The organism is Pseudoponticoccus marisrubri, from assembly GCF_001482405.1.
Taxonomy (GTDB): domain Bacteria; phylum Pseudomonadota; class Alphaproteobacteria; order Rhodobacterales; family Rhodobacteraceae; genus Pseudoponticoccus; species Pseudoponticoccus marisrubri.
In genome coordinates this window covers 1-11,755 of sequence record NZ_LPXO01000029.1, presented here as the reverse complement: position 1 = coordinate 11,755, position 11,755 = coordinate 1, and the positions used below count along the sequence as shown (strand labels likewise).

At 65.5% G+C, this 11,755-nt stretch carries 14 protein-coding genes, 1 tRNA gene and 2 pseudogenes; 13 read left to right on the top strand and 4 right to left on the bottom strand.

What is annotated here, in order from left to right:
* Positions 1 to 227 precede the first annotated feature (227 nt).
* Positions 228 to 1,485 (bottom strand): annotated as a pseudogene (locus AVJ23_RS21625) (IS110 family RNA-guided transposase).
* Between the two features lie 79 nt (positions 1,486 to 1,564).
* Between AVJ23_RS21625 and AVJ23_RS21620 the strand changes: the two are divergent.
* The 3 genes and pseudogenes from AVJ23_RS21620 to AVJ23_RS21610 form a co-directional block, all read left to right on the top strand.
* Positions 1,565 to 1,975, top strand: a pseudogene (locus tag AVJ23_RS21620) (integrase core domain-containing protein); the annotation flags it as partial.
* A 21-nt stretch (positions 1,976 to 1,996) separates the two neighbouring features.
* Positions 1,997 to 2,710 (top strand): hypothetical protein, encoded by a 714-nt coding sequence (locus AVJ23_RS21615; RefSeq protein ID WP_157772759.1) that lies wholly within the window; start codon positions 1,997 to 1,999, stop codon positions 2,708 to 2,710.
* Positions 2,707 to 3,027, top strand: a complete 321-nt coding sequence (locus AVJ23_RS21610) for a hypothetical protein (RefSeq protein WP_058864314.1) — start codon at positions 2,707 to 2,709, stop codon at positions 3,025 to 3,027. Before AVJ23_RS21615 ends, AVJ23_RS21610 begins: the two co-directional genes overlap by 4 nt.
* Before the next feature lie 207 nt (positions 3,028 to 3,234).
* On the opposite strand, the gene AVJ23_RS21605 is transcribed toward AVJ23_RS21610, so the two are convergent.
* The 3 genes from AVJ23_RS21605 to AVJ23_RS21595 form a co-directional block, all read right to left on the bottom strand.
* Positions 3,235 to 3,311, bottom strand: a tRNA-Arg gene (locus tag AVJ23_RS21605).
* A 63-nt stretch (positions 3,312 to 3,374) separates the two neighbouring features.
* A complete protein-coding gene (locus AVJ23_RS21600; protein ID WP_084794869.1) occupies positions 3,375 to 3,851 on the bottom strand; it encodes a GNAT family N-acetyltransferase in 477 nt (158 codons plus the stop codon).
* The gene (locus tag AVJ23_RS21595) at positions 3,848 to 4,897 is read right to left on the bottom strand and encodes an L-idonate 5-dehydrogenase (RefSeq protein WP_058864313.1); all 1,050 of its coding nucleotides are present in this window, start codon (positions 4,895 to 4,897) and stop codon (positions 3,848 to 3,850) included. Before AVJ23_RS21595 ends, AVJ23_RS21600 begins: the two co-directional genes overlap by 4 nt.
* 191 nt (positions 4,898 to 5,088) lie before the next feature.
* Here AVJ23_RS21595 and AVJ23_RS21590 point away from each other — a divergent pair, with 191 nt between their 5' ends.
* The 10 genes from AVJ23_RS21590 to AVJ23_RS21550 all read left to right on the top strand — a co-directional run bounded on the left by AVJ23_RS21590 (position 5,089) and on the right by AVJ23_RS21550 (position 11,598).
* Complete coding sequence (locus AVJ23_RS21590; protein WP_205626903.1) at positions 5,089 to 5,496, top strand: thiol-disulfide oxidoreductase DCC family protein; 408 nt, start codon at positions 5,089 to 5,091, stop codon at positions 5,494 to 5,496.
* Positions 5,493 to 6,311 (top strand): methyltransferase family protein, encoded by an 819-nt coding sequence (locus AVJ23_RS21585; protein WP_058864311.1) that lies wholly within the window; start codon positions 5,493 to 5,495, stop codon positions 6,309 to 6,311. The genes AVJ23_RS21590 and AVJ23_RS21585 overlap by 4 nt, the downstream gene beginning before the upstream one ends.
* The gene (gene ubiG / locus AVJ23_RS21580) at positions 6,304 to 7,023 is read left to right on the top strand and encodes a bifunctional 2-polyprenyl-6-hydroxyphenol methylase/3-demethylubiquinol 3-O-methyltransferase UbiG (RefSeq protein WP_058864310.1); all 720 of its coding nucleotides are present in this window, start codon (positions 6,304 to 6,306) and stop codon (positions 7,021 to 7,023) included. The genes AVJ23_RS21585 and ubiG overlap by 8 nt, the downstream gene beginning before the upstream one ends.
* Positions 7,020 to 7,418, top strand: coding sequence for a DUF4149 domain-containing protein (locus AVJ23_RS21575; protein WP_058864309.1), 399 nt, complete (start codon positions 7,020 to 7,022; stop codon positions 7,416 to 7,418). The genes ubiG and AVJ23_RS21575 overlap by 4 nt, the downstream gene beginning before the upstream one ends.
* A gap of 116 nt (positions 7,419 to 7,534) precedes the next feature.
* The gene (locus AVJ23_RS21570; RefSeq protein ID WP_058864308.1) at positions 7,535 to 7,795 is read left to right on the top strand and encodes a hypothetical protein; all 261 of its coding nucleotides are present in this window, start codon (positions 7,535 to 7,537) and stop codon (positions 7,793 to 7,795) included.
* Positions 7,796 to 7,935: 140 nt separating this feature from the next.
* Positions 7,936 to 8,097 (top strand): hypothetical protein, encoded by a 162-nt coding sequence (locus AVJ23_RS22995; RefSeq protein WP_157772758.1) that lies wholly within the window; start codon positions 7,936 to 7,938, stop codon positions 8,095 to 8,097.
* 73 nt (positions 8,098 to 8,170) lie between these two features.
* Positions 8,171 to 8,362 (top strand): hypothetical protein, encoded by a 192-nt coding sequence (locus tag AVJ23_RS21565; RefSeq protein ID WP_058864307.1) that lies wholly within the window; start codon positions 8,171 to 8,173, stop codon positions 8,360 to 8,362.
* Positions 8,363 to 8,585: 223 nt separating this feature from the next.
* Positions 8,586 to 9,128, top strand: coding sequence for a GbsR/MarR family transcriptional regulator (locus AVJ23_RS21560; protein WP_240484769.1), 543 nt, complete (start codon positions 8,586 to 8,588; stop codon positions 9,126 to 9,128).
* A gap of 15 nt (positions 9,129 to 9,143) precedes the next feature.
* Complete coding sequence (locus tag AVJ23_RS21555) at positions 9,144 to 10,580, top strand: cytochrome ubiquinol oxidase subunit I (RefSeq protein ID WP_058864305.1); 1,437 nt, start codon at positions 9,144 to 9,146, stop codon at positions 10,578 to 10,580.
* Between the two features lie 4 nt (positions 10,581 to 10,584).
* Positions 10,585 to 11,598, top strand: a complete 1,014-nt coding sequence (locus tag AVJ23_RS21550; RefSeq protein WP_058864304.1) for a cytochrome d ubiquinol oxidase subunit II — start codon at positions 10,585 to 10,587, stop codon at positions 11,596 to 11,598.
* The last annotated feature ends 157 nt before the right edge of the window (positions 11,599 to 11,755 follow it).

The window sequence follows — 11,755 nt, the reverse complement described above, 5'->3', positions numbered from 1 at the left end:
TCGGGAAATTCTGGCCGCTTGGGTCAGCAGGTCATGGGGCGTCCGGTATCCCGGATACCCTGTTAGGTTGCCCAGACGGGCTCTGCCGTCAAGAAATGGTCTCTTCCATGGCAAACACAGGGGACGCGCGATGGCGGCCCTCACCGTCCTCAATACGAGATTCCAGATCGCAAGCAGAAGGCCCGAACATTATCTACGAGGTCAGCGAGCTGCCTCCACGGCTCATGTCAGAGAGAGGTCCTTCCGCCTGGGCTCACTCCTTCGAAGAAGGGGCGATCGGGTTCGCCGTGCATGACCACGGCGTGTACGGTGCGCGCCATCTTGGCCGCGATCGCGGTGTAGGCTTTGCGGCGCAGATGGGCGTTGTGTCGATCCTTCGAGATGTAGCGCTCGAACGTGTCGCGGAAGCTGTTGGTCCGCTTCAGTACCGCAGTCTGACCAGCCATCCACAGCGTGCGGCGCAACCGGGCATTGCCGTATTTCGAGATCCGGCTCTGACCGCGGAACATGCCGGACTGCTCGGTGGCAAGGTCCATGCCGCAGACCTTCAGGAACTGGCGATGATGGCGGAACCGACGCAGGTCGCCGGCCTCGGCCAGGATGGTCATGGCGCTGATCGGGCCGATGCCGGGAATGGTCGTCAGAAGCTGATAGTCGGGCAGATCGGAGAGCAGATCGACCGCCCGGACTTCGATCTCGTTGCGCTGGCGGACCAAGCTACGCCCCTCCGCGAGAACGAAGCGGAACATGCGGACAGCATCAGAATCCGCATGGATCGGCAGCCCGACGGAGGCGGCCGCGGTGGCGTAAACATCTGACAGCAGACGCTCCTTTGAGACTTTCCTGCCCACCACCTGCCAAGCATCAATGATGAAGGCGTCCCGGGGCATGGTCGTGATCATCGTCGGTGTCGGATATTTCTCGAGGAAGGCCAGGAACCAGTCGGTTCGCGAGCTTCGATGAAATCGTTCGGCCTCGGGGAAGTAGAGCGGAAGGTAATGGGTCAGGATGCGGTGCCAGAGCTCGGTCGTCGAAGGTGAGACGATCTCGTGCGTCTTAGACAGCTCCTGGATGTCCGCCGTCCCGACCGCCAGGGGATCATGAAAGAACTGGACGGCGCCGATCTCCAGCATGTGCAGGATGACCTGGGCGTCCTTGGGATCGTTCTTGTCCCAGCTGTCATGCAGGGCCTCACGCGTCCGGGCCAGAGCGACCGAGGAAACCAGCTTCAGCTCTAAGCCGGCCTGTCCGAGGTGATGCGCCAGCGGGCGATGATAGTTCCCGGTCGCCTCAAACCCGATCCGCACCGGCAGGTCGTAGCTGGCGAGGGCGGAGACCAAGCGCTGAAAGCGCTTCCAGCGTGTTCATTATCGTCAATGGGCGGCGGCGCGTCTTGCCAGGAACGCCGATCAGCACGTCGTGGCGGTGCTTGAAAATGTCGATGGCGACCAACAGGGTCGAAGCGTTAGTATCGGTGGCGGTCATAGCCGGTCTCCTCAGCGGTGTGGTTGTGCAAAACCACTGTTGAGACCTAAGACCCGGTTATGGCCACGCGCTACGCTATTTGGGGGCTGCGCGCGTGGCCATAACCTTGAGACAGCTCCTGTTCCCGACGTGCTATGGCAAGGAGTTCACCAGCCGGGCAATCCTGAAATGGGCCGACAGGAACGGCGTGGATTGGCATTACATCGACCCAGGAAAACCGCAGCAGAATGCCTTCATCGAGTCATTCAACGGCAGCCTGCGGGACGAGCTTCTCAATGAAGAGCTGTTCGATACCCTCGACGATGCCCGCCGCAAGCTGGCGCTTTGGCGCTACGATTTCAACAACGTCAGGCCGCACTCTTCGCTGGGGAACAGAACGCCAAAGCAAGCGCGGCAGGCGCTTGAGCTACTTGAGGGCTCCGCGCCTGCCGCACTTGCCAAGCCCGAAACCGACCACTACCAAAATCAAACCCGCAGACTCTCGTCATGAGCGAGGGACCAGCGGGGGGGGGTGGTCAATGATTATCTTGAGGAAGAAGTGTTCGCTCCCTACAGGCGTCTTCTACGGGACGTGATACTCGACCATTGGCCCGTCGCCGCAGGCAAAGAACTGTTGGGCGAGGTTGTCGAAGAGCTGCGCCTACATTCGCTTACCACAGCATCACAGGACACAGGCATCGGGACTGAGGCCATCAACCATTTCTTGGTCGAGGCTCGGGCATTTCCGGTCGATGATGACCGGCCCGCTCGCCGCCGCTTGTTTGATGCCCGAAAATATGCCGATCTCTTGAATAAAATCCCGACCCTCGTCGCACCAATTGCCATGCGGCAGGCCATCGGCGCCACCAGAATGGAGTTGGCAGCGTTCGAAGAAGAAGGCCTTCTGTTACCGCGCACTCTGGTTGTCAAGGTCAAGAACCCCTGGCGAATTTCCGATGGTATCCAGTTCGTTGAGGACCTCTCCGCGCAGGCAGAGCTGGTCAGCGAAGTTGACGACTCTTGGGAAACGCTTCTGCTCGCCCGCAGGCGGACACGGGTGAGCCTACCAGACCAGGTCAAGGCAATTCACGACAAACAGCTGACCCTCGGAAAGCGGGCCGGGATCCCCGGCCTCCATAGTCTTTTGGTAAAAAATCCGAAGTCGATTGCCTTCGCGCTTCTTTACGCAAGGATTCAAGCTAAAAAGTTGAGGATCTCGCCAAAACACCGCCGCCCAGGCTCATGAGCGCCGCAAAATTCGGTCGCTCCGTGGGGCTGCGCGATCATGGGGGCTTCATCGCACTGATCGAAGCGGGCCATGTTTCGGCTATCCGACAGAAGAACCCCAAGACAGGGCGCCAGCAATACTGGCTTTCTGAGGAAGAAATCGCTTCTTTCCACGGCCGTTTCGTGACGCTGACCACCCTGTCCAATGAGACGGGGCACCATCGCAACACGCTAAAGAGCCTGCTTGAGGCATCCCGAGTCGCGCGCTTCTCTCAGGACGATCGGGATTTCGGGGCAAACTTCTTGCGTGAAGAAGCGATCGCCGCTCTCCAGTAGCCACCGTCCGTCGATCCGATTTGCAAGGGTTAGATCGTCGTACCACTAACCAAAATTCCGCTCGCAAGCGGAAGTTGGTAAAAACTCATAAAAACAAGAGAGCTTCAGGAATTTTCGCGAAATATCGAGAACTCCCTTGACATGGGTGCGCACGAAAAACGCGATTTCGCGCACTCATATGCTCCCTTGGCAAATTTACAAATTCAGTGGCGATCCCTGGAGGACTCGAACCCCCAACCTGCTGATTAGAAGTCAGCTGCTCTATCCAGTTGAGCTAAGGGACCGCTGGGCACGGTTTTGCCGTCTTTGCGGGGGCGAGGCAAGGGGCAAGGGCGGGCAGGCCCGCTCTAGAGCTCTCGCGTCATGAAGAGGCTCATCGGGTGGGGGTGGTAGGGGCCGAAGGGCGGGCAGGGGGTGAAGCCGGCGGCCGTGTAGAGGCGGCGTGCGGCGGCGAAGGCCGGGGTGGTGCCGGTCTCGAGCCAAGCAGAGGTCGCGCCGGACGTTCGGGCGGCTTGCAGCAGGTGGTCGAGCAGGCAACGGCCGAGCCCCGCGCCGCGCCTATCGGCTGCCACATGCATGGATTTCAGCTCCACCATCTCCGCATCCAGCGGTTTCAGCGCGCCGACCGCCACGGACGCGCCCTGACTGTCGCGCAGGACGAAGATGCGGGCGCCGCTGGCGCGCAGGGCACTGTCGGTCATGACGTGGCAGCTCTCTTCCGGGGAGAGGTCGCGCATATGCGCGTGATGCGCCGCGAGCAGCCGGGCCACACCGGGATCGGGCGCCTCGACGCAGGCGATCTGCAGCCCGGGCGGCGCGGTCACAAGGCGCTCTCGAAGCCCAGATGCACCTTGACGGCGCGGCTGCGGTCGCCGGCCATCTCGAAGGCCTCGCGCGCGCGCTCCAGCGGGAAGCGGGCCGAGATCATCGGGCGCACATCGATCCGGCCTTCGGCGATGGCCGAGACGGCCTCGGCGAATTCCGCGTGGAAGCGGAAGCTGCCCTGGACGCGGATCTCCTTGCCGACCACCACGTTGACGGGCAGTGGCAGGTCGCCCGCGATGCCCAACTGGACCAGCGCGCCTTGCGGGCGCAGGGCGGCGATGGCGGCGTGCTGCGCGGGCGCGGCAGCCGAACATTCGAAGGCCACGTGGAAATGCCCTTTCTCGGCGCCATAGGCGGCCATGGCGTCCCCGTCGCGCGCGACGTTCAGCGTGCGGGTCGCGCCCATGGCGCGGGCGGTGTCCAGCGCGGCATCCTGCAGGTCGGTCACCACGATCTCCTCTGCACCGGCATCGCGGGCGACCGCGGCGCACAGCACGCCGATCGGGCCCGCGCCGGTGATCAGAACCCGCTTGCCGGCGAGCGGGCCGGCCATGTTGCGCGCATGCAGGCAGACGGCCAGCGGCTCGGAGCAGGCAGCGGCGCCGATATCCACCCCGTCGGGCACCGGAACGCATTGTCCGGCCTCGACCACGATGCGCTCGCGGAACAGCCCCTGCACATGCGGCATCCGCATGGCCGAGCCGCGAAACTGCATGTCGAGGCAATGGGTCGGCATCCCCTCGGCGCAATAGCGGCACGTGCCGCAGGGCCGGCTGGGATTGATGGCGACCGCCATGCCCGGGTTCAGCGTGGTGACATCGGGCCCGGTGGCCACGACCCGGCCGGCGGCTTCATGGCCGAGGATGATCGGCTCGCGCACCCGGATCGGGCCGAAGCCGCCATGGCGGTAGTAATGCAGGTCCGATCCGCAGATGCCCCCCGCCGCAACCGCGACCAGCACCTCGCCCGGGCCGGGATCGGCCACGGTCTCGGTTTCGATGCGGATGTCCCCCTCGGCGTAGAGCCGGCATACACGTGTGTCCATCCCGCCCTTATGGCACCCGGCCGCGCCCCCGCCAAGAGAAGAGGCCTGCGCGGGGCCTGTGCGGCCCGACAGGGGGGCGAGCGACAAAGTTGCGCAGCCCGGGGCGTTGCTGCGCGGCGCGATTGCGCCAGTTACCCCTCTGACGCAACCACATGGAGGGCTGCATGACACAGGCAACGCAAGACACGGAGATGGCTGGGACGGAGAACGGCCCTGTGGTCTATTACGACGGGTCCTGCCCGCTCTGCACCGCAGAGATCGGACATTATGCCGGGCAGCCGGGCGGTGACCGGCTGAGCTTCGTCGATGTCTCGCAACCGGGCACTAATCCGGGGCCGGACCTGACGCCCCGCGATGCCATGCGCCGGTTCCACGTGCGCCTGCCTGACGGGCGGCTGCTGTCGGGGGCGCGCGCCTTCGTGGCGATCTGGGAGGTGCTGCCGCGCTGGCGTTGGGCCGCCCGGATTGCGGGGCTGCCGGGCATGCCCACGGTGCTGGAACTGGCCTATCGCGCCTTCCTGCCGGTGCGGCCGCTGCTGTCGCGGATCGCCGCGGCGCTGGGGGCCAAGCCCGCCAACAGCTGCCCGCAAGGCAAATGAACCTCTCGGGCGACACGCCGGCGGGCCGCCTGATCGGGCTGGCCCTTGGCGCGCTGCGCCCGCCGCCGGGGCGGGGGCGGATCGCGCTCGCGCTGGCCTTCGGCGTGACGGTGCATGCCATCTTTGCCGCGGCGGTGCTGGCCATGATCCTGGCCATGTATTTCGGGATGAGCCGCAGCCTGGGCGCCGTGCCCTGGCCTTGGGCGGCGCTGGTCAATGCGGCGCTGGTGCTGCAATTCCCGCTGGTGCATTCGGCGCTGCTGACGCGGCGCGGGGGCCGGATGCTGACGCGGCTGGTGCCGGGGCGACATGGCGGCACGCTGGCCACCACGACCTACGCGATCATCGCCTCGCTGCAATTGCTGGCGCTTTTTGCGCTCTGGACGCCCAGCGGCATCATCTGGTGGCGGGCCGAGGGCGCGGCTCTGGCCGCCGTGTCGGTCGCCTATGCGCTGGCCTGGCTTATGCTGATCAAGGCCAGCTATGATGCCGGGGCCGAGGTGCAGTCCGGCGCGCTGGGATGGATGTCGCTGATGCAGGACATCCGACCGCGCTTTCCCGACATGCCGACCACGGGGCTGTTCCGCATCATCCGGCAGCCGATCTACGTGGCCTTTGCCCTGACGCTTTGGACCGTGCCGGTCTGGACGCCCGACCAGCTGGCGCTGGCAATGACCCTGACGGCCTATTGCCTGGCCGCGCCCCGCCTCAAGGAGCGCCGCTTTGCCGCCCGTTACGGCGCGCGGTTCGAGGCCTATCGCGCCCGCGTCCCCTACGCCGTTCCCACCTTCAGAAAGAGGCGGAAAGATGCCTGACACAGCCCGCAACGACCTTGAGATCTACAACACCCATGCCGCGCAGTGGTGGTCGGACGAGATCCGCTGGGTGCGCACGCTGAAGAACCTCGTGCCGGGCCGGCTGGCCTGGTTCGACCACCACGTGAGCTGGGAGGGCGCCGAGGTGCTGGACCTTGGCTGTGCCGGCGGGTTCATGGCCGAAGCGCTGACCACCCGCGGCGCCCGCGTCACCGGGATCGACCCGGCCGAGGCGGCGATCGCCGCGGGCCGTGCCCGGGCGCAAGAGGTCGGGCAGACGATCCGCTACGACGTGGGCGTGGGCGAGGATCTGCCCTACGACGACGCAAGTTTCGACATGGTGGTTTGCGTCGACGTGCTGGAACATGTCTCGGACCTGCGCCGGGTGCTGGCCGAGGTGGCGCGCGTGCTGCGGCCGGGCGGGGTGTTCCTGTATGACACGATCAACCGCAACCCCGTCTCGCGCCTGGGCGCCATCACCGTGGCCGAGGATCTGCTGGGCCTGTTGCCCAAGGGCACGCATGACCCGGAGTTGTTCATCAAGCCCGAGGAGCTGCGTGCGGCTTTGGAGACGGCGGGGCTGCGGCCGGGGCCGACCAAGGGGCTGGGGCCGCGCGGCATCAACCGGCGCGGCGATTTCACCTTCGGCCCGGTGCCCACCCGCGCGGTGATCTACATGGGCGTCGCGCACAAGCCGGAGGGGGTCGCATGACCGGGATCGCGCTGCTGACCACCGCGCTGCTCTTCGGGGGCACGACGCTTTATGCCTTCGGTTTCGCCGCTTTCGTCTTTACCGCGCTGCCGGCCGAGACGGCGGGCCCGCTGATCCGCCGCGCCTTCCCGCATTTCTACCTGTTCGTGCTGGGCAGCGCGGCGGTGGCCGGCGCGCTGGCCTTCGTGGCCGACCCGCTGTCGGGCTGGATCCTGCTGGCCATCGCGGCCACGACGGTCTTTGCGCGGCAGGTGCTGATGCCGGCGATCAACGCGGCCACCGATGCGGGGCAGGGCGGCCGGTTCAAGCTGCTGCACGGGCTGTCCGTGGCCCTCACGCTGGGCCATATCGTGGCGGCGGGCTTCGTCCTGCTGCGCCTGTCGGGAATGCTCTGACCCCGCCGCGGAGCGCGGCTGCGACATGTCGCGCCCCGTGATTGCAATGCCCGAAATTCATCCATAGTGTTCATCTGCATACAGGTTTTCGACCAGATGACAGGTGGACGACGATCATGGCGGCGACACTCAAACGGCTTGTGCCTCGCATCGGGACCCTGTGCCGGACCGCCGCGGTGGCCCTGATCGCCGGGGTGTGCCGCTGGCGCTCGATCCGCGAGATCAACGACGCGATCCGGGCCCGGCCCGTGCAGCAGCAGGCGGCGATCACCCTCGGTGTCTTCGCGCTGCTTTTCGTGCTGGGGCTGGTCGCGGCGCAGTTCGGCTGGGTGGGGATGCTGGTCTTCTGGCTGGCGGTGATCGTCATCGTCAACTGACCGTCCCGGCAGGACAATTCCCGCCACCGCCACGCGCATACAATCGTATGCCATTGCAAAACAAGATTTTTTTCGGCCGGGAGTGATCCGAAGCCGGCCCGCACGCGTATCCCTGTCAGATCAACGCAGAGGAGCACGTCATGGAAATCGGACTTGGAATTCTCACTTTCGGCACCCTCAGCCTCGGCCTCATCATCCCCTACCTGAGCATCCGCGGCCTGCAGAAGCTCAAGGACAGCGACGCGCCCAAATCTGCGCTGTCGCGTGACGGCATCGAAGAACGGCTCGCCACCGAGAGCTGACACTGCCTGCCGCGCCGCCCCACCGGGCGGCGTGGTCCTTTATCAGACACAAAGCCCGAACGGAGGCCCCGACATGTCCAGCAAGCTGTTCCCGAGTGACCTGCAACGCCTGTTCCGCCGCGACGCCGAGGGCGCCGACAGCGACCAGCACCCGCGCCTGGCGCAGGCCGGCGCGCTGGATCTGCGCCGCAGCGACCAATCGGCCGGGCGCGACCGCTCGGCCCACCGCCGCGCCACTTGGCTTTACGAGGACCTGCTGAACTGACGGGCGCGTGCCGCGCATCCGCGCGGCACCCCACAGACGGGCAGCACAGGCCGGGCCGGAGCAGATGCTCCGGCCCTTTTTTCGTGCCGGCGCACACCCGGATAATCAGTGTGCGGCCCCCACCTGTGCGAATTGACGCAGTGTTTTGACCTTCCGGGGCACGGGCTTACTTCTTTTTCAGAAATTACTGAAAACCTCGAAAGGCAGGGTCAGACGCATGAAGATGTCACCGCTCCACCAGGAGTTCGTCCTGCATTTCGGCGAGATGGGCAGCCGGTGGGGCATCAACCGGACGGTGGGGCAGATCTATGCCCTGCTGTTCCTCTCCGCCGATCCGCTCAACGCCGAGCAGATCACCGAGGCGCTGGGCATCAGCCGCTCCAACACCTCGATGGGGCTGAAGGAGCTGCAGGCCTGGCGGCTCGTCCGGATGAAACACGTCCCCGGCGACCGCAAGGACCATTTCACCACGCCCGACGACCTGTGGGAGATCGTCCGCATCCTGATCGACGAACGCAAGAAACGCGAGATCGATCCCACGCTGTCCAAGCTCCGGGCGCTCGAGATGCAGGGCCCTGCGGGCGACGACTATTCCGAGGCGCGCATCTCCGAGCTGCGCGAGATGATCGAGATGATGACCGAGTTCTACGACGAGATGTCCCGGCTCGAGACCGAGCGGCTGGTCAAGCTGATGACCTATGGCAGCCGGATCGCGGGACTCATCGACCGGGTGGGCAGCTATGTCCCGTCCCCCGGCAAGCAATGACAAGGACATGACACAATGGAAGCGCTAGACACACTCCTTCTGAGCCGCATCCAGTTTGCGGCCAACATATCGTTCCACATCCTGTTCCCGACGATCACCATCGCGCTGGGCTGGGTGCTGCTGTTCTTCCGCCTGCGGTTCGCCTGGACCGCGGACGAGAAATGGATGGCGGCCTACCGGTTCTGGGTGAAGATCTTCGCCCTCAGCTTTGCCATGGGCGTGGTCTCGGGCATCACCATGTCGTTCCAGTTCGGCACCAACTGGCCGGGCTTCATGGAAACGGTGGGCAACATCGCCGGGCCGCTGCTGGCCTACGAGGTGCTGACCGCCTTCTTCCTCGAAGCGGCCTTTGTCGGCATCATGCTGTTCGGCTTCTCGCGCGTGCCGGGATGGCTGCACATCACCGCCACCGCGCTGGTCGCTTTCGGCACCACGCTGTCGACCTTCTGGATCATCGTGCTGAACAGCTGGATGCACACGCCGCAGGGCTACGAGATCGTCGATGGCGTGGCCTTTGCCACCAGCTGGTGGGACATCATCTTCAACCCCTCGATGCCCTACCGCTTCGCGCACATGATGCTGGCGTCGTTCCTGACGGTGGCCTTCCTCGTGGCCGGCGTCTCGGCCTTCCGCTGGATCCTGGGCGAACGCTCGCGCGAGGTGCGCGCCATGCTCAAGACCGGCGTGACCATCGCCGCGCTGCTGATCCCGGTGCAGATCTACATGGGTGACATGCACGGGCTGAACACGCTGGAATACCAGCCGCAGAAGGTTGCCGCCATGGAGGGCAACTGGGAGACCGGGCCCAACGTGCCGCTGCTGCTCTTCGCGCTGCCCGACGAGGAGGCGCGCGAGAACCGCTTCGAGATCGGCGTGCCCAGCGGCGCCTCGGTCATTCTCAAGCACAAGCCCGAGGGCGTGGTGCCCGGCCTGAACGATTTCGTGGCCGAGGACGGCACCCCGCAGCACCCGCCGGTGATGCAGGTCTTCTGGTCCTTCCGCGTAATGGTGGGCACCGGCATGGCGATGCTCGCGCTCAGCTGGACCGCGCTGGCCTACATGTGGCTGCGCCGGGACCGCCACGAAGGCCGCGTCGCGGGCCACAAGCTGGCGGTCGAGGGCCTGCCCAAGCCGCTGCTCTGGGCGCTGGTGCCGATGGCCTTCTCGGGCTGGGTGGCGACGCTCGCCGGTTGGTACACGACCGAGATCGGCCGCCAGCCCTGGCTGGTCCAGGGGGTCATGACCACCGAGATGGCCGTGGCCGAGGTGCCGGCGCCGATGGTGATGGGCACGCTGATCGCCTATCTCGCCGTCTACGCCACGCTGCTGATCGCCTATGTCGGCGTGATCGCCTACCTCGCGCGCAAGGCCGCGCGGGGCCGGGACGCCGGGGCCGACAGCATGTCCCATTCGGGCAAGGCGCAAGTCGCCGCCCTGACACCTGCGGAGTGACATCATGTTTCCCGATTTCTCCAACCCCGCCGACTGGCTGCCCTGGGCGTTCGCCTCTCTCATGGGCCTGTCGATCCTGGTCTATGTCGTGCTCGACGGGTTCGACCTTGGCGTCGGTATCCTGTTCCCCCTGGCCGACCGGGGGGAGCAGGACCGGATGATCGGCTCGATCGGGCCGTTCTGGGACGCCAACGAGACCTGGCTGGTGCTGGCCGTGGGCCTGCTGCTGGTCGCCTTTCCCATGGCGCATGGCATGATCCTGTCGCAGCTCTACCTGCCGGTCTTCGCCATGCTGATCGGGCTGATCCTGCGCGGTGTCGCCTTCGAGTTTCGCGCCAAGGCGCGGGACCGGCACAAGGCGCTGTGGAACCGGCTGTTCTTTGTCGGCTCGCTGACCACGGCGCTGGCGCAGGGCTTCATGTTGGGCCTCTACATCATGGGGCTGGTGCGCACGCAGGACACCTATTTCTTCGCCGCGCTGACGGGGATCTTCCTGGCGGTGGGCTACAGCTTCATCGGCGCGACCTGGCTGGTGCACAAGACCACCGGCCCGCTTCAGGCCAAGGCGCTGGGCTGGGCGCGGCTCAGCCTCTGGGGCGTCGTCTCGGGCATCGCGGCGGTATCGCTGACCACGCCGCTGGTCAGTGACCGGATCCTCGCCAAGTGGTTCAGCTTCCCCGAGATCCTGTGGCTGGCCCCGCTGCCGCTGCTGTCCGCGGCGCTGATCGCGGCGATCTGGATCATGCTGCGGCGCATGCCCTTTGCCGGGGACCGGCACAACTGGCTGCCCTTCGCGGCCTCCAGCGTGCTCTTTGCGCTGGCCTATGTGGGGCTCGCCTACAGCTTCTACCCCTTCGTGGTGCCCGAGCAGCTGACCATCTACGAAGCCGCCGCCGCGCCCGAAAGCCTGATGATCATCCTCGTGGGCGCCTGTTTCGTGGTGCCGGTGATCCTGGGCTACTCGGTGCTGGCCTACGTGATCTTCCGCGGCAAGGCGACCGAGCTGCGCTACGAGTAAGACAGCCCGACAGGGCAGGGGGCCGGCCATGGGATCCATGGCCGGCCCTTTTTACGTCTCCGGTCCGATTTGTTTTAGGATGTTTATTGTTTGTTGTTTGATTGGGTTGATTGTTTGTTTGAGGATGTCGTTTCGGTCGAAGGTTTGCGGGTTGTCC